At 63.9% G+C, this 22,118-nt stretch carries 23 protein-coding genes; 8 read left to right on the top strand and 15 right to left on the bottom strand.

All coding sequences use genetic code 11. The features are described from left to right. Positions 1 to 361 precede the first annotated feature (361 nt). Entirely contained in the window at positions 362 to 1,417 is a 1,056-nt protein-coding gene (mnmH, locus tag AC1RTQ_RS11110; protein WP_492875702.1) for a tRNA 2-selenouridine(34) synthase MnmH, read from the top strand. A gap of 39 nt (positions 1,418 to 1,456) precedes the next feature. Here mnmH and AC1RTQ_RS11105 read toward each other — a convergent pair whose 3' ends face one another. Both AC1RTQ_RS11105 and AC1RTQ_RS11100 read right to left on the bottom strand, forming a co-directional pair. Further along, entirely contained in the window at positions 1,457 to 1,984 is a 528-nt protein-coding gene (locus AC1RTQ_RS11105) for a GNAT family N-acetyltransferase (RefSeq protein ID WP_492875700.1), read from the bottom strand. A 9-nt stretch (positions 1,985 to 1,993) separates the two neighbouring features. Then, a complete protein-coding gene (locus AC1RTQ_RS11100; RefSeq protein ID WP_291604148.1) occupies positions 1,994 to 2,611 on the bottom strand; it encodes a LysE family translocator in 618 nt (205 codons plus the stop codon). Positions 2,612 to 2,745: 134 nt separating this feature from the next. On the opposite strand from AC1RTQ_RS11100, the gene AC1RTQ_RS11095 reads away from it, so the two are divergent. Continuing rightward, on the top strand, positions 2,746 to 4,233 hold the full coding sequence (locus AC1RTQ_RS11095; RefSeq protein WP_492875698.1) for an aminotransferase-like domain-containing protein: 1,488 nt from the start codon (positions 2,746 to 2,748) through the stop codon (positions 4,231 to 4,233). 101 nt (positions 4,234 to 4,334) lie between these two features. After that, positions 4,335 to 5,126 (top strand): hypothetical protein, encoded by a 792-nt coding sequence (locus AC1RTQ_RS11090; RefSeq protein WP_492875696.1) that lies wholly within the window; start codon positions 4,335 to 4,337, stop codon positions 5,124 to 5,126. A 7-nt stretch (positions 5,127 to 5,133) separates the two neighbouring features. Here AC1RTQ_RS11090 and AC1RTQ_RS11085 read toward each other — a convergent pair whose 3' ends face one another. Further along, positions 5,134 to 5,469: a cupin domain-containing protein gene (locus tag AC1RTQ_RS11085; RefSeq protein WP_291604154.1), complete on the bottom strand. Its 336-nt coding sequence runs from the start codon at positions 5,467 to 5,469 to the stop codon at positions 5,134 to 5,136. A 464-nt stretch (positions 5,470 to 5,933) separates the two neighbouring features. Between AC1RTQ_RS11085 and AC1RTQ_RS11080 the strand changes: the two genes are divergently transcribed. From AC1RTQ_RS11080 to AC1RTQ_RS11060, 5 genes are all read left to right on the top strand, one after another. Then, entirely contained in the window at positions 5,934 to 6,920 is a 987-nt protein-coding gene (locus tag AC1RTQ_RS11080) for a Bug family tripartite tricarboxylate transporter substrate binding protein (RefSeq protein WP_492875694.1), read from the top strand. Position 6,921: 1 nt separating this feature from the next. Beyond that, the gene (locus tag AC1RTQ_RS11075) at positions 6,922 to 8,244 is read left to right on the top strand and encodes a CaiB/BaiF CoA transferase family protein (RefSeq protein WP_492875692.1); all 1,323 of its coding nucleotides are present in this window, start codon (positions 6,922 to 6,924) and stop codon (positions 8,242 to 8,244) included. After that, positions 8,229 to 8,621 (top strand): cupin domain-containing protein, encoded by a 393-nt coding sequence (locus AC1RTQ_RS11070; protein WP_492875690.1) that lies wholly within the window; start codon positions 8,229 to 8,231, stop codon positions 8,619 to 8,621. Before AC1RTQ_RS11075 ends, AC1RTQ_RS11070 begins: the two co-directional genes overlap by 16 nt. A gap of 83 nt (positions 8,622 to 8,704) precedes the next feature. Next, positions 8,705 to 9,868 carry an acyl-CoA dehydrogenase family protein gene (locus AC1RTQ_RS11065; RefSeq protein ID WP_492875688.1) on the top strand — a complete coding sequence of 388 codons (1,164 nt, stop codon included), beginning with the start codon at positions 8,705 to 8,707 and terminating at the stop codon, positions 9,866 to 9,868. Positions 9,869 to 10,766: 898 nt separating this feature from the next. Then, complete coding sequence (locus AC1RTQ_RS11060) at positions 10,767 to 11,684, top strand: LysR family transcriptional regulator (protein WP_492875686.1); 918 nt, start codon at positions 10,767 to 10,769, stop codon at positions 11,682 to 11,684. Here AC1RTQ_RS11060 and AC1RTQ_RS11055 read toward each other — a convergent pair. The 12 genes from AC1RTQ_RS11055 to AC1RTQ_RS11000 all read right to left on the bottom strand — a co-directional run bounded on the left by AC1RTQ_RS11055 (position 11,667) and on the right by AC1RTQ_RS11000 (position 21,985). Beyond that, positions 11,667 to 12,176: a PH domain-containing protein gene (locus tag AC1RTQ_RS11055; RefSeq protein ID WP_492875684.1), complete on the bottom strand. Its 510-nt coding sequence runs from the start codon at positions 12,174 to 12,176 to the stop codon at positions 11,667 to 11,669. The genes AC1RTQ_RS11060 and AC1RTQ_RS11055 overlap by 18 nt on opposite strands. 9 nt (positions 12,177 to 12,185) lie before the next feature. Beyond that, positions 12,186 to 13,706 carry an L-piperidine-6-carboxylate dehydrogenase gene (gene amaB, locus AC1RTQ_RS11050; protein ID WP_492875682.1) on the bottom strand — a complete coding sequence of 507 codons (1,521 nt, stop codon included), beginning with the start codon at positions 13,704 to 13,706 and terminating at the stop codon, positions 12,186 to 12,188. Positions 13,707 to 13,740: 34 nt separating this feature from the next. Then, a complete protein-coding gene (locus AC1RTQ_RS11045; RefSeq protein WP_492875680.1) occupies positions 13,741 to 14,829 on the bottom strand; it encodes a saccharopine dehydrogenase family protein in 1,089 nt (362 codons plus the stop codon). A 207-nt stretch (positions 14,830 to 15,036) separates the two neighbouring features. Further along, positions 15,037 to 15,369 (bottom strand): cupin domain-containing protein, encoded by a 333-nt coding sequence (locus AC1RTQ_RS11040; protein WP_492875678.1) that lies wholly within the window; start codon positions 15,367 to 15,369, stop codon positions 15,037 to 15,039. A gap of 4 nt (positions 15,370 to 15,373) precedes the next feature. Then, positions 15,374 to 16,270: a 3-hydroxyisobutyrate dehydrogenase gene (mmsB, locus tag AC1RTQ_RS11035; RefSeq protein ID WP_291604173.1), complete on the bottom strand. Its 897-nt coding sequence runs from the start codon at positions 16,268 to 16,270 to the stop codon at positions 15,374 to 15,376. Between the two features lie 71 nt (positions 16,271 to 16,341). After that, on the bottom strand, positions 16,342 to 16,761 hold the full coding sequence (locus AC1RTQ_RS11030; RefSeq protein WP_492875676.1) for a DUF488 domain-containing protein: 420 nt from the start codon (positions 16,759 to 16,761) through the stop codon (positions 16,342 to 16,344). A gap of 18 nt (positions 16,762 to 16,779) precedes the next feature. Then, a complete protein-coding gene (locus AC1RTQ_RS11025) occupies positions 16,780 to 17,283 on the bottom strand; it encodes a TfoX/Sxy family protein (protein ID WP_492875674.1) in 504 nt (167 codons plus the stop codon). A gap of 31 nt (positions 17,284 to 17,314) precedes the next feature. After that, the gene (locus AC1RTQ_RS11020; RefSeq protein WP_492875672.1) at positions 17,315 to 18,481 is read right to left on the bottom strand and encodes an acyl-CoA dehydrogenase family protein; all 1,167 of its coding nucleotides are present in this window, start codon (positions 18,479 to 18,481) and stop codon (positions 17,315 to 17,317) included. Between the two features lie 54 nt (positions 18,482 to 18,535). Further along, a complete protein-coding gene (locus AC1RTQ_RS11015; protein ID WP_492876125.1) occupies positions 18,536 to 19,003 on the bottom strand; it encodes a lysozyme inhibitor LprI family protein in 468 nt (155 codons plus the stop codon). 20 nt (positions 19,004 to 19,023) lie between these two features. Beyond that, complete coding sequence (locus tag AC1RTQ_RS11010; protein ID WP_492875670.1) at positions 19,024 to 19,497, bottom strand: lysozyme inhibitor LprI family protein; 474 nt, start codon at positions 19,495 to 19,497, stop codon at positions 19,024 to 19,026. Positions 19,498 to 19,579: 82 nt separating this feature from the next. After that, complete coding sequence (locus AC1RTQ_RS11005) at positions 19,580 to 21,103, bottom strand: CoA-acylating methylmalonate-semialdehyde dehydrogenase (RefSeq protein ID WP_302090331.1); 1,524 nt, start codon at positions 21,101 to 21,103, stop codon at positions 19,580 to 19,582. 213 nt (positions 21,104 to 21,316) lie between these two features. Next, a complete protein-coding gene (locus AC1RTQ_RS11000) occupies positions 21,317 to 21,985 on the bottom strand; it encodes a hypothetical protein (RefSeq protein WP_492875668.1) in 669 nt (222 codons plus the stop codon). Between the last annotated feature and the right edge of the window lie 133 nt (positions 21,986 to 22,118).

Below are 22,118 nucleotides of genomic sequence, written 5' to 3'. Positions count from 1 at the left end.
AGTGCTTGAGCTTGAGCTGACCTCACCTCACCTCACACAGGGCGCAGTTGTGCAAGCAGCTGCGCCCTGTGCTGTTTTGGGGCGGTGGCTGAAGCAGTCCCGCATATCTGCGAAAATACGCCCCACACAGGGAATGACTGTTGCGGGCAATCTTGCTGCAGCCGTTGTGCGTATCGAGGCTCGATCCACGCCCTTGCTTCGTGGCCTGCCGGGCTTCATCTTGAGATGAGACTGCAGGTTTTTCATGTTGCCGAGCCTCAGGTCGAATCGCCGCGTTGTCGCGATTCCCGCTTTGCGCCCGACCACACGCCATTGCCCGGCAGCCATGCAGGCCGTCAGGCGCAGCCATGGATAGTCTGCCGTGTCCCACCGCCAGCCCGTTCGCGTTCCCGAACGTCACCAGTTTGATGCCTTGATCGATGCCCGCTCGCCCGCCGAGTTTGAGCTTGACCATATCCCCGGCTCCATCAACTGTCCTGTACTGAGCAATGCCGAGCGCGCCGAGATCGGCACCATCTACAAGCAGGTCAGCCCTTTTGAGGCCAAGCGTCTGGGGGCGGCCTATGTGTCGGCCAATCTGGCACGCCATCTGCGCGAAACCTTTGCCGACAAGCCTGCCAACTGGAAGCCTCTGGTCTATTGCTGGCGCGGCGGCCTGCGCAGCGGCTCCATGGTGACCTGGCTGCGTCTGGTCGGCTGGGATGCACAGCAGCTGGCCGGCGGCTACAAGGCGTTTCGCGGTCATGTGATTGCGCAGCTTGAAAGCCTGGTGCCGCAGCTGCAGATGCGCGTGCTGTGCGGCGCCACCGGCTCTGCCAAGACCCGCGTGCTGCATGCGCTGGCCCAAAGCGGCGAGCAGGTGCTGGACCTGGAGGGCTATGCCAGCCACAAGGGCTCCTTGCTGGGCGGCCTGCCCGGCATCGAGCAACCCAGCCAGAAACGTTTCGAGACCCTGATTGCCGAGCAGCTGGAGAGTTTCGATCTCTCGCGTCCCGTCTATCTGGAAGGCGAGAGCGCCAAGATCGGCCGCGTCGGCCTGCCGCTGGTACTGGTGCAGCATCTGCACAAGGCTCCGGTCATCGAGGTGCGTGCAACGGCGGCCGCACGCCTTTCCTATCTGCTGCGCGACTATGCCTACCTGGGCGACGATCCCGAAGTGCTGGCCACCAAGCTGGGCTGGCTCAAGGAGCTGCAGGGCAAGGAGACCGTGAGCCGCTGGCAGCAATGGGCACGGGAAGGGGAGCTGCCTGCGCTGTTCGAAGAGCTGATGCTCAGGCACTACGACCCGCACTACGAGCGCTCCCAGTCGAATCACTTCGAGCAATGGCCCCGGCGCCAGGTTCTGGAGACAGACCAGCTATCGGATGAGGCCATCGCCGCTCTGGCGCAGCAGATCATTGCGATGCAGGCGCGCTGAGTTAGGCCGCCTATTCACTGCGAGCGGCTTGAGCAAGCCTCAGGGGCTGGCCAGAGGCCGGCCCAGCTCCTGCACCATCAGCACTTCGTCAAAGTACTCGCCGCCCACATAGAGGGCCGCCGGCTCCAGCCCGTAGGCGCGAAAGCCCGCTTGTTCGTACAGGCGCAGCGCCTTGTCGTTCCCGGCATTGCAGCCCAGCATCAGCTGGCGCAGCTTCAGCACTCTGCCGTGGGCCACCGCTGTCTCCAGCAGAGCGCAGGCCAGGCCATGGCCTCGGGCCGGTGCAGCCACGTACATGGCAAAGAGATGGCCTTTGTGCGCGGTCTTCTCACCCTGCTCGCGATACAGGCCCAGGCTGGCGCAGAGTCTGTCGTCTGCGTCAAAGCCTCCCCACATGGCCTGACCCTGGGTGCCGCTGAAGCGGCTCAGCAGTTGCGTATCGCCGAGTGCCTGCTCGGTTGCGGGCGTGGCACCGAAGGCGGCGGGGCATTCTGTCAGGGCCTGCAGGCGCAGGGCGCGATAACTGCAAAGGTCGGACTCGGTCAGCTGGCGTATGTCATATTGCATGGGCCGAGTTTAGACATGCTCGGCAAAAATGGGCACCAGCGACAGCAGCAGCAAACCGGCCATCACGCCGTTGAACATGCGCAGGGCCTGTGGAGTGCGCAGTGCGCGCCCCACGGTGCTGCCGAACAGGGTCCAGACGCTGATGCTGGGGTAGTTGACCAGGCCCAGCACCAGGGCCGACAGCATCAGGTTGACGAAAAAACCTTCGCGCGGCGTGTAGGTCGCGACCACGCCCACGGCCATGATCCAGGCCTTGGGGTTGACCCACTGGAAGGCAGCTGCCTGCCAGAAGCTGAACGGACGGCTGCCCGACTGGCCCTGGTCCACGCCGCCGGCACGGGCGATCTTCCATGCCAGCCAGATCAGATAGGCTGCGCCCACATATTTGAGCAGGGTGTAGATGCGTGGCTCGGCCTCGAACAGTTGGCCCAGGCCCGCGCCGATCAGCAGCACCATGATGACCACGCCCAGACAGATGCCCAGCATATGCGGCACGCTGCGGCGGTAGCCGAAAGTGGCCCCCGAGGCCGTCAGCATCACATTGTTGGGGCCGGGCGTGACGGAGCTGACAAAGGCAAACATGGCCAGAGGCAGGATGAAGGCAGAGGATTCAGGCAGAAATGACATGGCAAACCTTGGGGCTGCATAAGCGTTGTGCCTCTATACTAAAAGCTTGAATCAGTACACTATCAGTACACTTTTGCAGGCCAGTTCATGAGCTGGCCTGCTCTAATTGACCTGACACTTTGAGAGAGCACTTCATGCTGGATGCACAGATCGACGGCGGGACAGCGACTGCGGCAGCCTTGCCTGTGGCCGCTACGGCATCCCTGGGCTGGCAGCCCATGCGCTCCAGCGCGGCAGGCCTGGTGGAGCAGTTGGTCGAGCATTTCGGCGGGCTGATCCGCAATCATGGCCTGCGTGTGGGCGTGCGCCTGCCTTCGGTGCGGGCGTTGGCGCAAAGCGCAGGTGTCAGCCGCGACACCGTGGTCCAGGCCTACGACAAGCTGGCTGCCCAGGGTCTGGTGCAATCGCGGCGCGGCAGCGGTTTTTATGTGGCGGCCCAGCGCCGCGTGATGGAGCCTGCCGCCGTGGCTGCCGCCTCGGCGCAGCCGGCGGACTTCGACACCGCTTATCTGCTGCGCGGCATTTTTCGCGATGACAGCGCGGGCACCGGGGGCGCAGGTTGCCTGCCTTCGAGCTGGATGGATCAAGGCCTGATCACAGGCGCCATGCGCGCCATTACCCGTAACAATGCGCGGGCCGAGCAGAGCTTTCTCAGCTATGGCCATCCACAGGGTTTTCTGCCATTGCGCCTGCAGATAGCCTCGAATCTGCAGGCCCAGGAGGTGCCGGCCCACCCCGAGGCCAACCTCATGACGGTGGGTGGCGTGACCCATGGCCTGGACCTGGTCGTGCGCTGTTTTCTCAAGCCCGGCGATACCGTGCTGGTCGAGGACCCGGCCTGGTTTCTGATCTTCGGGCGGCTCAAGTACATGGGCGTGAACGTCGTCGGCGTGCCGCGCCTGCCCGGCGGGCCCGATGTGGTGGCTCTGGCATCGCTGGCCCAGAGCCACAAGCCCAAGCTCTTCATCCTCAACACGGCGGTGCACAACCCCACGGGGCTGAGCCTGTCTGCCGGTGTGGCCCATGAGGTGCTGCGTATTGCCGAGCGCCATGATTTCCTGCTGGTCGAGGATGACACCTATGCCGAATTCCTGGGCGCGATGCCGCTGCGACTGGCGGCCATGGACAGATTGCAGCGCGTGATTCTGGTGGGGGGCTACTCCAAGACCTTGTCGGGCGGCCTGCGCGTGGGCTATATCGCGGCCAAACCCGAGTATGTGCACCGCCTGACCGACATGAAGCTGCTGGCGGGCCTGACCTCTTCGCTGCCGGCGGAGCAGATCGTGCACCATATTCTGGCCGACGGTTCCTTTCGCAAGCATGTGGACCGGCTGCGCGAGCGGGTGGACCGTGCGCGTGGGCGCTGTCTGCGCAAGCTCGAAGCGCTGGACTGCCATGCGGAGTACGAACCCGTGGCCGGCACTTTTGCCTGGGTCGACTGCGGCGTGGATACCGAGGTGCTGGCGCGTCAGGCGGCGCTGAGCAATCTGCTGCTGGCGCCGGGCCTGCTGTTTTCGCCGCAGCAGGCAACCAGCAGCAAGCTGCGCGTGCCCGTGGCGATGGCCGACCATACCGAGCCATGGAAGGTGCTGGAGCAGATCCTCAGGCAGCTGCGCCAGTAGCGTCCTGAGCAGTGTGCGGGCCCGGGCTTTGTTCACGATTGATAACAATCGCGCGCCTGTGGCGTGACTGACGCAGCAGCATCTGCTGTTATGTTTGTAGCATGACAGCAGCACGAGCTTTGCCCCATGCCGCCGCAGGCCACTGCACGCGCGATCCTCTGCGCGGTGGCTCGCGCACGGGGCGGTGGTTGCTGTCCGGGATGGTGCTGTGCGCTCTGGCCGCTTGTTCCAGCGCCCCCACGAATCATGGCGAAGTGAAGGGCGAGGACTTTCACTCGCGCGAGCTGCTTCAGTCCGACAGCAACCGCATGGCGACGCTGGCCATGAAGGAAAATCTGGAGAGCCTGTTTCTCATCATGGACAAGCTCTACCGCCGCAACCCCGTCGAATGGAAAAAAACCGCCTCCAGCCGCGAAGCGGCCATGACCTATGTGCGTATTGCTGTCATGGAGCGCCAGCCCTGGCGTGAGCTGCAGGACAAGCGTGACGTGGCGGCGTTGTCCCTGGCCTTGCAGCCGGAGTTCGCAGGGGATCGGGTCGCGGCGTTCGTCCATGCTGCAGCCGATATGCTGATCACCGCGCATGGCGGGCGAACCAGCTTCACGCTGATCGACGGACTGGACCCGCAGCATATCTTCAATGCAGCGCGTAATCTGGAAATTGCCAACTGGATTCTCAACTCCCGCAAAGCGCCCGATGGAAAGCCCTTGCTGCTATCGAATCAGATAGCGCAGGAGGGGCGCAATCTGAGCTTCGAGCGCGAGATGGGAAAGATCATCGGCCGGCTGGATCTGGTGGCGGATTACACCACCGAGCGCTACCGGCGCTCCGTCATCGGCTATGCGCAGGGACTGCTTGCCGGCCCATTCATGCAGTTTTTGCCCGTTCGGTAGAAACTCTTCAGGCGTCACAGAGCACGATGGTGGCAATCGCGGACGAATCTTCCATGGCACGCACGGCATGGGGCATATTGGCTGGCAGATGCATGAGTTGCTTGGGGCCCAGTTCATGCACGGTCTGGCCGATGAGAACTTCGAGTCGACCCTCTAGGCATTGCAGGCTGACGCTGCCAGGCACGCGATGCGGCGGCAGCGACTGTCCCGAGCGCAGCACGACGCGAATGACTTCCAGATCTTCCGCCTTGAAGAGCACGCTCGAGTGAGCGGCAGAAAGCCTGGCTCCGTAAGGAGCGACATCCAGAGCTTGGTGGGTGGGCGTGGAGTGGATATGGTCCATGACAGCACCTGAGCGAAAGCGGTAATAAGGCATTCTCCCCCGAGTGGAGCCCAAGTTCAATCACCGTTTTGTGACAGTGCTGTAGGGCATCAGGCCTTATCACCTTGTTTCGTTGCTCATCAGCGCTGTTTGGCGCGTATCGCCGAGGCCCGGGCTCGACTGGCAGCTGTCATGCCAAGAGCCATAGATTCTCGGCAGGCATGGGGCTGAAGCCCGCTGTCGCGAACTCTGCAGCCTAGCGTTTCAGCAGGATCGAATGACGCAGGTACAAATCCGGTTCATTTCGCTGTGCAGAGGGGGAGGCGAAGCGCCGTGCGCAGCGGCTGGGAATGTCTAGCTGGACTTAATGATTTGCAAATCGAATCATTCATGCGGTTTAAACAATTGGACTTGAATTATTGAACGCTTCAGCATGCAGTGCAGGCATCGGATACAGGTGCCGCAGCCTGAACAAGGAGACAAGCATGAACAAGCGATTTTTACTGCGCGCCTGTGCGAGCGCAGGCCTGGCAGCCACCATGAGCATGGGCCTTGCGGGGACGGTGCTGGCTCAGGAGAGCTATCCCGCTGCCCCCATCACGCTGGTGGTTCCGTTTGCTGCGGGCAGCGGCACCGATGCGGTGGCACGCGTGGTGGCCAACAAGCTGGGTGAGCGACTCAAGCAGCCCGTGGTGGTGGACAACCGGGCCGGGGCCAATGCCCAGATTGCGGCCGCGCACGTGGTCAAGGCCAAGCCGGATGGCTATACGCTTTTCATGACCACCAATACCTCGCATTCGGCCAATCCCTGGCTGGTCAAGGGGCTCAAGTACGACCCCGTCAAGGACTTCACGCCCGTGGCACGCGTGGGCGAGCTGCCGTTTGCGCTGGTGGTTCATCCCTCGGTGCCGGCCAAGACCGTGGCCGAGCTGATTGCCTATGCCAAGTCGCATCCGGACAAGCTCTCCTACGGCACGCCCAACAGCACCTCGCTGGTGGCCTCGGAAACCTTCAAATACATCACAGGTACGCAGATCACCGGTGTGCCCTACAAGTCAAGCCCGCAGGCGCTGACCGATGTGATGGGCAACCAGATCCAGATGTATGTGGCCGATCTGGGCTCGGCCTGGGGCACGCTCAAGACCGAGCGCGTGCGCACCCTGGCCGTGACTGCGGCCAAGGGCTCGCAGCTGCTGCCCCATGTGCCGGCCATCGGCAAGACGCTGCCGGGCTTCGACATCACCTCGTGGAACGGCATCTTCGGCCCGGCCGGCATGCCCAAGGCCATAGCCGAGCGCATCAACAGCGAGCTGCAGCTCATCCTCAAGGACAAGGCCGTGCAGGAGCAACTGGCCCAGGTCGGCTTCGAAGTCTGGCCCACGGCCACGCCCGACGAGTTCGCGATCTATGTGAAGGAGCAGCTCGCCAAATGGGGGCAACTGGTCAAGCAGGCCGGTATCGAGGCGCAGTGAGATGACGAGCATGCACAGCGATAGCCGCCAGGCGGCGGGTCATACAGCAGGCCACACAGCAGGCCCGTCAGCGGGTACTTCAGCCGGCCCCTTGGCCGGCGTCAGGATCGTGGACATGACCTCGGTGATCATGGGGCCGTTTGCCACGCAGATTCTGGCCGCCCTGGGCGCCGATGTGATCAAGGTGGAGTCGCCCGAGGGCGACAACATGCGCCATGTAGGCCCCATGCGCAACCCCGGCATGGGCCCCATTTTTCTGCAGGCCAACCAGGGCAAGCGCTCCGTGGTGCTGGATCTCAAGCAGGCGGCCGCGCGCCAGGCGCTGCTGCAGCTGCTGGCCGAGGCCGACGTCTTCATCAGCAATGTACGGCCCCAGGCCATGGCCAGACTGGGTCTGGACTGGCAGACACTGGAGCAGAGCCATCCGCGCCTGATCCATGTGAGCTGCTGCGGCTTCGATCAGGCCGGCCCCTATGCGGCCAAGCCGGCCTACGACGACCTGATCCAGGGGGCGACCGGCGTGCCCTGGCTGGCCCAGCAGTACGGCGGCGGCGAGCCCTCCTATGCGCCCATGACGCTGGGCGACCGGGTCACCGGCCTGCATGCGGTCTATGCGGTCACGGCTGCGCTGTATGCGCGCGAGAAGAGCGGCCTGGGCCAGGCGGTGGTCGTGCCCATGTTCGAGGCCATGACGCAGTTCATCCTGGGCGATCACATGGCCGGGCTGAGCTTTGAGCCTCCGCTGGGCGATGCCGGCTATGCGCGGCTGCTGACGCGCCATCGCAAGCCCTACCGCACCAGCGACGGCCATCTGTGCGTGCTGATCTACAACGACAAGCACTGGCACAGCTTCTTCCAGGCCATAGGCCAGGGCGAGCGCATGCGCGAGCCCATGTTCGCCACCCACGGCCAGCGCGCAGCGAATATCGATGCGGTCTATGCCGAGGTGGCAAGCCTGATGCGCGAGCGCAGCACGGCCGAGTGGCGTGCGCTGCTCGATGCGGCCGACGTGCCGAATATGCCCATGGCCTCGCCCGAGGACTTGCTGGCCGACCCCCACCATGCGGCCACGGGCTTTGTGCGCGAGATCGAGCATCCCAGCGAGGGGCGGCTGCGCACCACGGCCAATCCCACGCAGTGGAGCGCCACGCCCCCGGGCCGCGAGGCCAGCGCTGCGCCGCAACTGGGCCAGCACACGCTGCAGGTGCTGCGCGAAGCAGGCCTTGGCGAGGCGCAGATCGCCGCACTGCAGGCCAGCAGTGGCTGCATGCAGGCTTCATCATCCAACGACCAAAGAGAGACAGAGACATGCCCCGCTATCTGATCCGCGAGCAGGACGTACAGGGCTACAGCCCCGCCAACCACCATGGCACAGTGAACCGGCGCCTGGTCAGTCAGGCCAATGTCGGTGCCCAGCACATGGAGTTGGTGCTCGGAACGCTGGACAAAGGCGGCGGTGCGCTGCCGCACGCCCACCCGGGCATGGAGCAGGCCTGCTATCTGCTGGACGGCACGGCCGAGGTGGAGGTGCAAAGCCAGGGCCAGACCGAGCGCTTTGCCATGCAGGCGGGCGATACCTGCTTTTTCCCCGAGGACTGCATGCATGTGTTTCGCGTCACCAGCGACACCCCCGTGCGTCTGCTGGTCTTCTACAGCCCACCCTATGGCGAGAGTCCGGCGCGCGTGCGCCGACCTGAGTGATTAAAAACAATAGCTGATAGCGCTTGTCAGACGGGCGTTTGAGGCGGATTTCATTGAAATTCAACTGATAGAGAGAAGCCGCCATGGATTTTTTATGGAGCGCTGAGCAGGAACAGATCCGGGACGCCGTGCAGCGCGCCTGCGCGCCTTTCGACGATGACTACTGGTTGAACAAGGACAGGGATGGCGGCTTTCCGCACGACTTCCACCAGGCCCTGGCCGAAGCCGGCTGGCTGGGCATTGCCATGCCCGAGGAATTCGGCGGCGCGGGTCTTGGCATCACCGAAGCGGCGCTGATGATGCACACCATATCGGCCACGGGTGCGGGCCTGTCGGGCGCTTCGGCCGTGCACATGAATATCTTCGGCCTGCATCCGGCCGTGGTCTTCGGCACCGACGAGCAAAGACAGCGCTGGCTGCCGCCGCTGATCGCGGGTCGGGACAAGGCCTGCTTCGGCGTGACCGAGCCCAATGCCGGACTCAACACCCTCAAGCTGCAGACGCGTGCCATGCGCGACGGCGATGTCTATGTGGTGCATGGGCAGAAGGTCTTCATCTCCACGGCCCAGGTGGCCAACAAGATATTGCTGCTGGCTCGCACCAGGCCCGTGGAGGAGTGCCAGGGCACCGAGGGCCTGTCGCTGTTCTATACCGATCTGGACCGCAGCTGCATCGCCGTGACCGAGATCGAGAAGATGGGGCGCAAATGCGTGGACACCAACCAGCTCTTCATCGACGGTCTGCGCATCCCGGTGCAGGACCGCATCGGCGAGGAGGGCAAGGGCTTCACGTACATCTTGCACGGCCTCAACCCCGAGCGCATCCTGATCGCGGCCGAAGCCGTGGGCCTGGGCCGTGCGGCCCTGGCGCGCGCCACCCAGTATGCGAACGAGCGCGTGGTCTTCGATCGGCCCATTGGCCAGAACCAGGGCGTGCAGCACCCGCTGGCCCAGGCCTGGATGGGGCTGGAGGCTGCACACCTGATGGTGCAGAAGGCCGCCTTCCTCTATGACAAGGGCCTGCCCTGCGGCGCCGAGGCCAATGCCGCCAAGTACCTGGCCGCCGAAGCCTGCGCCAAGGCCTGCGAGACCGCCATCTTCACGCACGGCGGCATGGGCTATGCCAAGGAATTCCATGTGGAGCGCTATATGCGCGAGTCCTGGATTCCGCGCCTGGCACCCGTGAGCCCGCAGCTCATCATGTGCTTTATTGCCGAGAAGGTGCTGGGCCTGCCCAAGTCGTATTGACCTGTGAAGCGAGTGGATGGCTTGCTTGATCGGTTTGCAGAGGGCGGGCCGAGGCGAAATTTCGGCGTATCCGGCCAGGCTTCTGTCGCTTGCAGTGATCGGGTTAGAGGCTGATTTGGCTTGAATTTCTGCTTCAGCAACATGCCTGTTTTTTTAGACAGAGGGCGGGTCTCGGCCCGCCAGCCGACTTACTTTCTTCCGCCGGTGTGCCGGACCACCAGAAAGTAAGCAAAGAGCCGGCCCCTGCTGCCCCCGTCCCGCCGGCTGCGCCTGCGGGCAACGTGGGCACAAGGGGCAGCACCGGATGCGGATACCAGATAGCTTCTTTATGATTTTGATAGCTGCTATCGACTTCTGGATAAGCGTTTGAGGCTGATTTCGTCACAACTCTTGCAGGCCGCCCGCACCCACCCGTGTGTCTGCGCCTGCGGCACGCGGTTCGGGCGGCGGGCAACGCTGCCACAGGACAGCGTTGCATCGTGAACTGACTTGCCGCCGTCTGTCTGAGCGAAGCGGCGTGCCGCGCAGCGAGTTGGGCGGCAGAGCAGCCTGAATGGCGTGACGCAGGTTTGCCCGCAGCGAAGCGCAGGGACGCAGATGGTCGGGTTGCGCTCTTTGCTTACTTTCTGGCAACAGAAAGTGAGTCGCCCGCCGGGGCGAAATCCCGGCGTGGCCGTCAAGGCCTCTGTTGCAAGCGACAAAGCGATGCTGTTTTGATAGCTTCTTGCGCTTTCTGTGATTGGGCTAGATGCTTATTTGGCATGTGGTTTTTGTTGCAATGGCTTGACGGCGGAAGAGGGAGGTCGAAGCAAATGAACGGCTGGGTTTGCTGCCAGCCGGGCGCGAACTCCCGGTGTCTTGCGGCATGGGGTATGGTCTTGGCCAAACTTTGCGGAACATGATGAAAACCCATTTGCTGCGTTACTTTGTGGTTCTGGCCGAAGAGCTGCACTTCGGCCGGGCCGCACAGCGCTTGTGCATCACTCAGCCGCCGCTGAGCATGGCGCTCAAGACGCTGGAGCAGGATCTGGGCACGGTGCTCATGGAGCGCGACGCCAAGAACGTCAGGCTCACGCCTGCCGGTGAAGCCTTTTTGCATGAGGCGCGCAAGGTGCTGGCTCAGCTTCAGCATGCGGCGGAGGTGGTGCGCGGCGTGGCGCAGGGCCTGCAGGGGCGGCTGGACATAGGCATCACGGGGTCCATGGTCTACCGGCAGGTGCCTGGGTTCTGTCGGGCCTTTCGCGCCGAGCGCCCGCTGGTCGAGCTGTGCCTGCACGAGATGTCAACGCGCGATCAGCTGCAGGCCATTGCCAGGGGACAGATCGACTGCGGCTTTCTCAACATCGGAGTGCCGCAGGACGATATACGCACGCTGTCCATAGGTGAGGAGGCTTTTGTCTGCTGCCTGCCCAGCGATCATGCGCTGGCCGAGCGCGGCGAAATCGATCTGCGCGAACTGGCCCAGGACACTTTTGTCATGTTCGCTCGCGAGGTGGCCCCGGCCAATTACGACAACGTCATCGCCTGTCTGCAGCAGGCCGGCATCCATCCGCATACCCGCCATGCCGCGCGCCAGTGGCTGACCGTCATGGCACTGGTCTCGGCCGGTCAGGGCGTGGCCCTGGTGCCGGCCTGCATGCAGACCGTGGGCATGAACGGCGTGAGCTTTGCGGCGCTGCGCGGCAGCCGGGTGAGCACGCCGGCCGTGCTGGCCTGGCGGTCACAGGGCATGCCGGCCGTGCTCGAAGCCTTTGTGGCCAGCGTGCAGAGCCTGGTGCAGGCCGCACCGCCAGGGCTTTCAACCGATATCCACTGAGCGATGCATCTGCTGCACGTCGCTGGCAAAGTCCTGCGGCGAGGCCGGAGAGACCACAACGGTGCGGCCTGCAAAACGCAGCACCACGGTGTGGTGCTGGTCCGTGACAAAGGCCCTGTAGCTGCCCAGGGCCTTGCTGCGGAAAAGTCCGCTGAAGGAATACAGGCCGCCATTGCCCCAGAGGCGGATGCTGCCGCGCATGGCATCGGGCACGGGCTGTACGGATTGCAAAGGGGCTTTTGCGCCCCAGGGCAGGCGGGTGCACCACAGCAGGCGCCGCACCAGCAGCGCGTCGGCCGTGATCACATAGCCGCGCACCGTGAACAGCGCACAGATACCCAGTAGCACCGCTGGCAGCAAGGCTGGCCCATGCAGCCTGGGGTTGCCGCTCAGAGCGAAGCCCGTTGAGATGCCCAGGCACAGCAGGCTGCCCAGCGAGGAAATCCACATCAACGAACGGCTCCATGGGGCCCGGTGTTCTTTGGCAGTCATGTCCGTGCCTCAGCCGAATTGAATGCCCTGGGCCAGCGGCAGCTCGCGCGAGTAGTTGATGGTGTTGGTCGTGCGGCGCATGTATTGCTTCCAGGCGTCGGAGCCGCTTTCGCGGTCGCCGCCGGTTTCCTTCTCGCCGCCAAAGGCGCCGCCGATCTCGGCACCGCTGGGCCCGATATTGACATTGGCCATGCCGCAGTCCGAGCCGGCCGCGCTCAAGAACAGCTCCACCTCGCGCAGGTCGTTGGAGAAAATGCAGGAGGACAGGCCCTGGGGCACATCGTTGTTGAGCGCAATGGCCTGCTCCAGCTCGTCGTAGCTCAGCACATAGAGCAGCGGGGCAAAGGTCTCGTGGCGCACGATGCCGGTCTGGGCCGGCATGTCCACAATGGCCGGCGCCACGTAGAAGCCCTGCGGAAACTGCTGCTCCAGCTGGCGCTGGCCGCCCGTGAGCAAATGGCCGCCGTCCTTTTGAGCCTGACTCAGCGAGTGCTGCAGCGCCTCGAACGATGCCTCGTTGATCAGCGGGCCGACCAGGGTATCCGGCTGCAGCGGGTTGCCGATGCGCAGGCTGCGGTAAGCCGGCAGCAGCCTGTCCAGCAGCGGCTGCTTGACATCGCGGTGCACGATCAGGCGTCGCAGCGAGGTGCAGCGCTGGCCGGCCGTGCCCACGGCGCTGAAGACAATGGCGCGCACGGCCAGATCCAGATCGGCAGCGGGCGTGACCACCATGGCGTTGTTTCCGCCCAGCTCCAGAATGCGCTTGCCAAAGCGCGCCGCCACCTTGGGGCCCACGGTGCGGCCCATGCGGCTTGACCCCGTGGCCGATACCAGCGCAATTCGGGGGCTGTCCACCAGGGCCTCGGCGACAGCCGCGCCGCCCAGCACGATCTGCGCCAGACCTGCCGGTGCCCGGTCGCCAAACCGGGCAATGGCGCGCTCCAGCGCCTTGAAGGTGACCAGGCCCGATAGCGGTGCCTTGTCGGAGGGCTTGAAGATCACCGGGTTGCCGCAGACCAGGGCAATTGCCGCGTTCCAGGCAAACACGGCGCTGGGAAAGTTGAAGGCCGTGATGACGGCCACCGGCCCCAACGGGTGGAACTGCTCCATGATGCGGTGGCCGGGACGCTCGGAAACAATGGTCTTGCCATGCAGCTGGCGCGACAGGCCCAGCGCGAATTCGCAGATGTCCACGCCTTCCTGCACCTCTCCCAGGCCTTCCTGCACGATCTTGCCGACCTCGCAGGAAATCACATGGCCTATATCGCTCTTGGCGCGGCGCAGCTCCTCGCCCCATAGCCGGACCAGCTCGCCGCGCACCGGGGCAGGCACCAGGCGCCATTGCCTGAACGCCTCGACGGCATGGTCAATGACATGCGCCACCTGGGCGCCGGGCAGGGCGGCCAGGCTGGCCAGTTCCGTGCCGTCGATGGGCGAGCGCACGCTGATGTCCTTGCCCTCAAGGGCCTGCAGTGCAATGCCGCAGCGGCTCAGCACGGTGTGGAAGTCGGCAGCGGCGATGGCAGTCATGGCATTCTCTCCTGAGTGGTGTGAGATACAGGCCTCAGCCTAGCAGGCCTTCGAAGTAGGGGGCCACGTGGGTGCCCGAGAGTGCGGCCAGCGTGCACTGCTCCTGGCGCACAAAGCCCTTCTGCGGCAGCTGGCCCGAGGCGAACAGCTCCACGGCGGCCAGCATGCCGGCCGAGGTCGTCAGCTCTATGGCCGTGCGCTGCCTGCCGCGCAGCACCGCGCCGAAGATGCGGGCGCTGCGCGTCAGCTGCTCAAGCCGCCCGGCGCGCATGCCGCTGGCCATGGCGGCAATCACCACCATGTCTTCGCGGCTGTGGGGCACTGCGCCTTCGAGCACCTGGCGCAGCAGATCGCGCCGCTCGATCAGGCGCAGGCCATGCAGCAGCAAATGCATGGCATCGCGGTGGCCGGGGTGGCGTATGGTCTTGTAGTTGAGGTTGCGCACGCGGCCCTGCAGCGTCTCGCACAGCGTGCCCAGACCGCCCGAGGTGTTGAAGGCCTCGAAGTTCTCGCCGTCCAGAATCAGCTGCTCGACCCCCTCCAGCGGCGGCACCAGCATGGGCTGGCCGTTGACGATGGTGTTGCAGGGCTTGCAGTACTCGTTGATGACGCCGTCCACGCTCCAGGTGAAGTGATAGCGCAGCGCATTTGTCGCATGGCGTGTGAGCGCGCCCACGCGCAGCTGCAGATCGAGCAGCTCGTCGAACTGCTGGGCCAGATGCCCGCCCAGCATGCCGATCAGGCCCGGAGCCAGTCCGCATTGCGGCATCAGCACCGAGCGCGCCTGCGCCGCCATCTCCTGTATGGCGCGCATGGCCGCCACATCCTCGGTCAGATCGAAGTAGTGCACGCCCAGCCGCGCCGCAGCCCTGGCCACGCGCTCGGCACAGAAGAAAGGCAGGGCATTGATGACGACAGAGTGCTGCTGCAGCGCGCGGGTCAGTGCCGCATCGTCTTCTATGTCCAGCTGAAGGGGGCGGATCTGCGGGTCGCTGCCGGGCGGGGGCTGCATATCGGCCAGCGTGACGGTGGCTTCATGCAGCTCGGCAGCCATGTCGGCGATCGTTGAGCCGATCTTGCCGGCGCCGAGGATGAGAATGTTCTGTCCAGTCAGCTTCATCATGGAGAACTCCTTGAGAGCAACGCAGCGATCACTTCCTCTGGGGCCATCTTAAACACAGGGCGGCGATTTGCACCACCGTGGCAAGCGTCAGCAGGAGTCGATTTGCGTGGGCAGACAAGGAGTCTTCAGCGGGGGCAGTCCGCTTCAGAAAGAATAGCTGTCAGCGCTTGTGCAATAAGCAGCTGACAGCCTGACCGGATCTGCTGTTTAGTGGCTGTGCAGCACGATGGTGATCAGGGCCGAGGAGTCGAGTTCGGCCTCGACCTCATGCATGGTTTGGGCGGGCAGAAACAGCAACTGCCCCGCGCTCAATGTCTGGCGGCTTGCGCCCTGGATGACGGCGAGCTGCCCCTGCAGACATTGAATCGTCAGTTCGCCCTGCACCTGATGCGCAGGCAGGCGCTTGCCTGCCATCAACACCAGACGGATCACTTCCAGAGTGTCGGACTTGAATAGTGCCGCGGTCTTCTGGTTTCCCAGCGAAGTGCCGTAGGGCTGCACTTCGACGGGAACCCCGGGTTGGGCGTGGGGCAGGGCCATGGCCTCAGACCTTTTTCTGCAGCATCTTGATGATGCTGGAAAAGTCTTCGCCGCCATGGCCGGACAGGCTGTGCGCCGCATAGATGGAGCGCGCCATGCCGCCCAGCGGCGTGCTGGCGCGGTTGGCGGTGGCGTTGTCCTGTGCCAGGCCCAGATCCTTGAGCATGAGATCCGTGCCGAAGCCGCCTGCATAGCCCTTGCTGGCCGGTGCGTTCTCATGCACGCCGGGGAAGGGGTTGTATTTCTCCAGTGCCCAGTTGCCGCCGGAGCTGCGACGCATGATTTCGGACAGCACCTTGGGGTCCAGACCGTTGGCCACGCCCAGGGCGATTGCTTCGCTGGTGCCCACCATCAAAATGCCCAGCAGCATGTTGTTGCAGATCTTGGCCGTCTGGCCCGCGCCCACGCCGCCGGCGTGGAAGATATTGGCCCCCATTTTTTCGAGCAATGGCTGGGCGCGTGCCAGCTGCGCGTCGCTGCCGCCCACCATGAAGGTCAGCGTACCGGCAATGGCACCTCCGGTGCCGCCCGAAACCGGGGCGTCGATGAAGTCGATGCCCGCTGCCTGCGCTGCCTTGGCCACCTTCTGGCTGGTGGCCGCGGCGATGGTGGAGCTGTCGATGACCAGCGTGCCCTTGGCGATGTGCGCGAGCAGACCGGCCGCACCGTCGCGGCCCAGGAACAGGCTCTCGACGTGCTGGCTGGCGGGCAGCATGGTGATGACGACTTCGGCGCCTTGCACGGCTTCCTGGGCACTGGAGGCTGCCTGGGCCCCTGCGGAAGCGACCTTGGCGATGGCCTCCTGGCTCAGGTCAAAGGCTTTGACACTGTGGCCGGCCTTGGCCAGATTGACGGCCATGGGGGCACCCATATTGCCCAGACCGATAAAAGCGATTTGCATGTCTGTCTCCTTGCTGTTATTGAATCGATAGCGCCTGGCGCTTTATCCATAAGCGATTGGTTGGTTTTCGCTTAATTTTTGAGAATGGCACCCTTGTCAGCGAGCAGGCTGCGCAAGATGCTGCGGTGGCAATGCGCCTCGTCGTCGCAGTAGCAGCCCAGAGAAAAGGCGCAGCTGTGCGACAAGGCTGCGAGCAGTCCCAGGGTGCGATCGGCGGCGGGCTCGGCCAGTTGCTTGCGGAACTGCTTTTCAAACTGCTTCCAGAGCTTGTCGGCCTGTGCCTGCTGGCCGGCCGTGCGCAGCTTGATGGCCTCCAGGGCCTGCTGCATCAGCTCCACCTCGGGCGAAAGCTCGGGATACCAGCAGTCGTAGTAGTTGCGACTTGCGAACTCGGCCTTGGGCACGCCGCGCGGCGGTCTGCGCACCGTACCTATGCGCAGGCCCTCGTCGGGGACGCGTTCGCTGCCTAGCTGGACTATGCGTATGGCCATGAGGTCAGTCCTTTGTCCTTATTCGCTGTCAAAAATAGGGTGCTTTACGGGAGCGTCGGCATCAGCCGGTTTCGAGGCTGCCCTGGTGCGCCTGCGCCCGCTGCTGGTGCCTTGAGCTGCAGGGCTTTCTCCATCGGCGGGCTTCTTGCTGACGGTCTTGCTATCGGCCTTGCGTTTTGGCGTGGCTTTTGCCAGCGGGTTGAAGGCCAGGGCCTCGCTGATCCAGTACAGCCATTGATCGCGCCTGGCATAGGCCGTGGGGCCGACGAGAAAGTAGCCGTCCATCAGTCCGCGCGAAGACAGCGGGCGCACGCCCGGCATCTCCGCGATCAGCGCATGACTGGCCGGCGGCAGGCGCACCAGCAGCTCGTCGTTTTCCACGCCCAGGCACATCTTGCCGTTGACCATGAACACATGGCAGCCGAACATGGTTTTCTCTTCCACGGCTGTGCAACCCTGCAGTGCATCGCGCACGGCATCTATGAGCTGCAGGGTTTCAGGGGCGATGGGCTTGGCGGGCATGACAATCCTTGCGTTGGGTGATGGCAGCAGCTTAGCGAATGACCTCCGGTGCATCGCCCTCCAGCATGCGCCTGGCAATGATGACGCGCATAATTTCGTTCGTCCCTTCCAGAATCTGGTGCACGCGGGCGTCGCGCATCAGGCGCTCCAGCGGGTACTCGCGGATGTAGCCATAGCCGCCATGCAGCTGCAGGGCCTCGTTGCAGACCATGAAGCCGGCATCGGTGGCAAAGCGTTTGGCCATGGCGCAATAGGTCGAGGCATCACGCGCACCGGCGTCCAATTTGGAGGCTGCCAGGCGCACCATCTGGCGTGCCGCGACCAGCTCGGTCGCCATGTCGGCGAGCTTGAACTGCAGGGCCTGGAAGCTCGCGATGGCCTTGCCGAACTGCTTGCGCTCCTGCATGTACTGCTGGGCCTGGGTCAGCGCGCCCTGGGCAGCGCCCACCGAGCAGGTGGCGATATTGATGCGCCCGCCGTCCAGGCCCTTCATGGCGATCTTGAAGCCTTCGCCCTCTCGGCCCAGCAGGTTGTGTGCGGGAATGCGCACATTGTCGAAGCTGATGACGCGCGTGGGCTGGCTGTTCCAGCCCATCTTCTCTTCCTTTTTGCCATAGCTCACGCCAGCCGCGTCGGCCGGCACGACAAAGGCCGAAATGCCCGAAGCCCCGGAGCCGGCATCTCCGGTTCTTGCCATCAGCACCAGCACATCGGTGCTGCCCGCGCCGCTGATGAAGGCTTTGCTGCCGTTGACGATGTACTCGTTGCCCACCAGTTCGGCCCGGGTCTTGAGCGAGGCCGCGTCCGAACCCGCGCCGGGCTCCGTCAGGCAGTAGCTGGCCAGCTTGCTGCCGCTGGTGAGCTGCTCGCCCCATTCGGCGCGCACGGCATCGGTGGCCCAGGTGCCCAGCATCCAGGTCGCCATATTGTGGATGGTGATGAAGGCCGTGGTCGATGGATCGACGGCCGCCATTTCTTCGAAGACCAGCGTGGCATCGAGTCGCGGCAGGGCCAGGCCGCCGATGCTTTCCGGAGCATAGAGACCGCAGAAGCCCAGCTCGCCTGCCTTGGCAATGGCCTCGCGCGGGAAGATGTGCTCGCGGTCCCACTCGGCCGCATGCGGCGCCAGCTCGGCCTGCGCAAAAGCACGGGCGGTATCGGCAAAAGCGCGTTGATCTTCGCTGAGTTCAAAGTCCATTTCATGTCTCCTTTTTTGTTTTACTCGTCTTTTGGTCCCTGACGGCTTTGCCGTTCAGTCCGGCGGCCCTTGGTGCAGCCAGCGTTTGAGCACCGCATCGCGGGCCGTGATCTGCTGCACCAGACAGCCGTGGTAGCGGCTGGGCCAGTCGGGCTGCGCTTCAAAAGCCTTCGTGGCCTGCTTGCACTGGGTAATGCGCTGGCGGCTCCATTCGCCTTGCTCCTTGCGCAGGGCGGGTCGCTCATGGGCCGATAGCGCACGCATCACATCGCCGTAGAGAATCTGGTGGTCGGTGTCGGCTTGTTGGAAGTCCTTGATGGCGCAGGCATTGGTCTGGGCCGTGGTGCCGCCGGGCACGCAGTCGGCTCCGGCCTGGGCCAGGGCGGGCTGGCTCAAGCTTGCTGCAATAAGAAGAGCCGCAAGCGATTTGGTGTCAATGGTTGCAGGGCGCGGCTGCCTGATTTTCTGAATGCGGATCGTCATGCCCGCATCATCGCAGCCCGGGCTGGCCTGCTGGAGCAAGTGATATGGGTTTGCCCGATTCATGGCTGCTTTTCACCCTGTGCGTTTTTTGCCAGCGGATACCACTGGTTCTTGAAGACCTTGACCCGGCTCAAAGCCATGCCGATGCGGCAAGCAGCCATGTCTTCGGCTTCATGGACATAGCCATTGGGCTGGCAGCGCCGGTCGCGCTGCTGTGTCCAGTCGTCCTGCTCGGTCTGCAGGGCCTGGGCGCTGGCCTGCGGCAGCTGGCGCTGCAGGTACAGGTAGAGCACCTGCATGCCCCGTTCTATGACCTGGGCCTGTTGCTCAAGGCAGGCAAGAGACAGTGGCTGATCTGCGGGGCAGTGCAACGGGGCCGGTTCGCTTTCCTGGGCCGAGGCTACGGGCAGATGGGCAATCAGCAGGCTGGCGGCTGCCAGAGCGCACAGACGGGCCAGCCGCCGTGCGGGGCTGTGAGAGGTATTTGCGGCCGGGCGCAGGAGGGAGGAGCGTGACAATTCTTGAGCGTACATGCCTGCCATCATCGGCAACGCCGCACAGCGCAGCCCGGGCCTGGCAAGAGGCTGGGCTGCACTGTCGGGTTTCATGGCCGGCTTACTTGAGGCTGATGGTGGTGTTCACGCCGTGGCTGGTGGTGCTGTCGTCGAACCAGCGTGCCGTGATGGTCTTGGTCTGGGTGTAGAACATGACCACCTGCTTGCCGTAGGGGCCCAGGTCGCCCAGCTTGGAGGCACGGCTGCCCGTGAACGAGAACAGCGGCACGGGCACGGGGATAGGCACATTGATGCCGACCTGGCCCACATCGATCTCTTCCTGGAACTTGCGCGCGGCCGCACCCGATTGGGTGAAGATGGCCGTGCCGTTGCCATTGGGGTTGGCGTTGATGAACTCGATGGCCTGATCGATGTCCTCGGCAGCGACCAGACACAGCACGGGGCCGAAGACTTCCTGCTCGTAGATGCTCATGCCGGGCTTGACGCCGCTGAAGATGGTGGGGCCGACAAAATTGCCCTTGGCATAGCCGGCTACCTCGGGTTTGCGGCCGTCCAGCTCCAGCGTGGCGCCGTCGGCCAGACCGCGCTCGATCAGGCCTTCGACACGCGACAGGGCCGCGCAGCTCACCAGAGGGCCGACATCGGTGCCGGGCTCGGTGCCGCCACTGACCTTGAGTGTCTTGGACTTGGCCACCAGATCGGGAATCCAGTTACGGGCTTCTCCCACCAGAACGGCGACCGAGACCGCCATGCAACGCTGGCCGGCCGCACCGAAGGCGGCGCCCAGCAAGGCGTTGAGCGACTGCTCCTTGTTGGCGTCGGGCATGACGATGGCGTGGTTCTTGGCGCCCATCATGCATTGCACGCGCTTGCCGTTGAGGCTGGCGCGGTTGTAGACATGGGTGCCAACCTTGGTCGAGCCCACAAAGCTGATGGCCTTGATATCGGGGTGGTCGCAGATGGCGTTGACCACGTCTTCGCCGCCGTGGATGACGTTGAGCACGCCAGGGGGCACGCCGGCTTCCAGTGCCAGCTCGGCCAGACGCATGGTGACCATGGGGTCCTGCTCGGAAGGCTTGAGGATGAAGGTATTGCCCGTGGCGATCGCCATGGGGAACATCCACAGCGGGATCATGGCCGGGAAGTTGAAGGGCGTGATGCCTGCACACACGCCCAGCGGCTGGTTCAGCGTATAGGTATCGACACCGTTGGCCACATTGTTGGCCAGCTCGCCCAGTTGCAGATTGCCGATGCTGGCCGCATGTTCCACGACTTCCAGGCCGCGGAAGACATCGCCTTCGGCGTCGGGCAGGGTCTTGCCCTGTTCGGCCGTCAGCAGGGCGGCCAGCTCCTTCATGTTCTCGCGAATCAGCTGCTGCAGCTTCAGAAAGATGCGGGCGCGTGCGCCGATGGGCGTCTTTTTCCAGGTCTTGAACGCTTGCTTGGCATTGGCCACGGCGGCGTTGACCTCGTCGGGCGTGGCGAACGGAACGCGCGCCAGCACTTCCTGCGTGGCAGGGTTGACCACATCGCGCCACTGGGTGGTTTTGGATTCGACCATCTGCCCGTTGATAAGCAGCTTGACCGTGGGCGCCAGAACCTTGGCGGAAGTCGGTGCGTTCATGAGGTGTCTCCGTTGGTGAATTCGTTCCTCATGGTATGTGTGCGGATTTGCCGTAGCAATAGCAAACACTGCACATAGGGTGTGCAAATGTGCACAAGTGGATGCTATGTCTGTCAGCTCTTGCAGCTATTGGCTGCCGGGCATGGCTGCAGTACCTGCGGCGGCAAAATGCAAAAGGGCCCACTCGGGCCCTTTTGCAGTTCTCAGGTGCTCTTAGAGCTCGCTGAACATCTCGTCAAAGGCTTCGCTCGCGAAGTCGTTGCGCCAGGCCTTGTCCTTGTCCTTGGGCACCATGCCCAGAGACAGCGTACCTTCGTAGCTGTGGTTGGCGGGGGCCGAGTAGGCGGCTTGCAGCTTCTTGAGTTCGCCCTGCACCTGATCCAGGCTGAGCTTGTTGCGCACCATGCGTTGAATGCCCGCAGCCCAGGTCTCGGGGGTCTTGACCAGCTGGCAGGTGAACTTCACCTCGGTATTGAGCACGCCATTCTTTTCGAGCTTGGGCTTGGTGGCCGATACGGTCTTGCACTGCGATTGCTGACGCGCCTTTTGCACCGTGCTCATCAGGCTTTCCACGGGCGCACGCAGGGTGTCGCGCTGTGCCTCGGGGAACAGGGGCAGGGCCACGTTGGCGATTTCGCGAGGGAAGTCCTTGTCGGCTTGCTTGAGTTCGGCGGCATTGGCGTAGTCCGCGCTGCGGCCCGAGCGCAGGCGGTCCGGGCGCAGATAGTCATTGAGCTGGCTGATGGCCTGCTCGTCGTGATTGACCAGAGTGCGGATATACAGCTCGGCAGCAGCAATGGGCGAGGGCGGCTCGGCTGCCTGCGAAGCTGCGGCCAGGGGAAGCAGCAAAAAGGCGATGGCTGTCTTGAAGGAATTGTTCATCTTTTTATAACGATTTGGAGGGGCTGAATCGCGTGGAGTCACGCGAAATCAGCATGGAGCCCTGGCAGACAGACGGTGCTGCGGCTTGGGCGGGAAGCTGCCGCACAGCCCTGGCGCTTATCAGCAGGGGCTC

The organism is Comamonas sp. GW821-FHT11H03 (assembly GCF_058807955.1).
The sequence above is the reverse complement of the archived record's forward strand: the minus strand, read 5'-3'. Positions and strand labels throughout refer to the sequence as shown.

Bases quoted from the DNA above. Each gene is read 5' to 3' on its own strand.
- AC1RTQ_RS11105 (WP_492875700.1), bottom strand. From the start codon at position 1,984: ATGCAATATGACATACGCCAGCTGACCGAGTCCGACCTTTGCAGTTAT.
- AC1RTQ_RS11100 (WP_291604148.1), bottom strand. From the start codon at position 2,611: ATGTCATTTCTGCCTGAATCCTCTGCCTTCATCCTGCCTCTGGCCATG.
- AC1RTQ_RS11095 (WP_492875698.1), top strand. From the start codon at position 2,746: ATGCTGGATGCACAGATCGACGGCGGGACAGCGACTGCGGCAGCCTTG.
- AC1RTQ_RS11090 (WP_492875696.1), top strand. From the start codon at position 4,335: ATGACAGCAGCACGAGCTTTGCCCCATGCCGCCGCAGGCCACTGCACG.
- AC1RTQ_RS11085 (WP_291604154.1), bottom strand. From the start codon at position 5,469: ATGGACCATATCCACTCCACGCCCACCCACCAAGCTCTGGATGTCGCT.
- AC1RTQ_RS11080 (WP_492875694.1), top strand. From the start codon at position 5,934: ATGAACAAGCGATTTTTACTGCGCGCCTGTGCGAGCGCAGGCCTGGCA.
- AC1RTQ_RS11075 (WP_492875692.1), top strand. From the start codon at position 6,922: ATGACGAGCATGCACAGCGATAGCCGCCAGGCGGCGGGTCATACAGCA.
- AC1RTQ_RS11070 (WP_492875690.1), top strand. From the start codon at position 8,229: ATGCCCCGCTATCTGATCCGCGAGCAGGACGTACAGGGCTACAGCCCC.
- AC1RTQ_RS11065 (WP_492875688.1), top strand. From the start codon at position 8,705: ATGGATTTTTTATGGAGCGCTGAGCAGGAACAGATCCGGGACGCCGTG.
- AC1RTQ_RS11060 (WP_492875686.1), top strand. From the start codon at position 10,767: ATGATGAAAACCCATTTGCTGCGTTACTTTGTGGTTCTGGCCGAAGAG.
- AC1RTQ_RS11055 (WP_492875684.1), bottom strand. From the start codon at position 12,176: ATGACTGCCAAAGAACACCGGGCCCCATGGAGCCGTTCGTTGATGTGG.
- amaB (WP_492875682.1), bottom strand. From the start codon at position 13,706: ATGACTGCCATCGCCGCTGCCGACTTCCACACCGTGCTGAGCCGCTGC.
- AC1RTQ_RS11045 (WP_492875680.1), bottom strand. From the start codon at position 14,829: ATGATGAAGCTGACTGGACAGAACATTCTCATCCTCGGCGCCGGCAAG.
- AC1RTQ_RS11040 (WP_492875678.1), bottom strand. From the start codon at position 15,369: ATGGCCCTGCCCCACGCCCAACCCGGGGTTCCCGTCGAAGTGCAGCCC.
- mmsB (WP_291604173.1), bottom strand. From the start codon at position 16,270: ATGCAAATCGCTTTTATCGGTCTGGGCAATATGGGTGCCCCCATGGCC.
- AC1RTQ_RS11030 (WP_492875676.1), bottom strand. From the start codon at position 16,761: ATGGCCATACGCATAGTCCAGCTAGGCAGCGAACGCGTCCCCGACGAG.
- AC1RTQ_RS11025 (WP_492875674.1), bottom strand. From the start codon at position 17,283: ATGCCCGCCAAGCCCATCGCCCCTGAAACCCTGCAGCTCATAGATGCC.
- AC1RTQ_RS11020 (WP_492875672.1), bottom strand. From the start codon at position 18,481: ATGGACTTTGAACTCAGCGAAGATCAACGCGCTTTTGCCGATACCGCC.
- AC1RTQ_RS11010 (WP_492875670.1), bottom strand. From the start codon at position 19,497: ATGTACGCTCAAGAATTGTCACGCTCCTCCCTCCTGCGCCCGGCCGCA.
- AC1RTQ_RS11005 (WP_302090331.1), bottom strand. From the start codon at position 21,103: ATGAACGCACCGACTTCCGCCAAGGTTCTGGCGCCCACGGTCAAGCTG.
- AC1RTQ_RS11000 (WP_492875668.1), bottom strand. From the start codon at position 21,985: ATGAACAATTCCTTCAAGACAGCCATCGCCTTTTTGCTGCTTCCCCTG.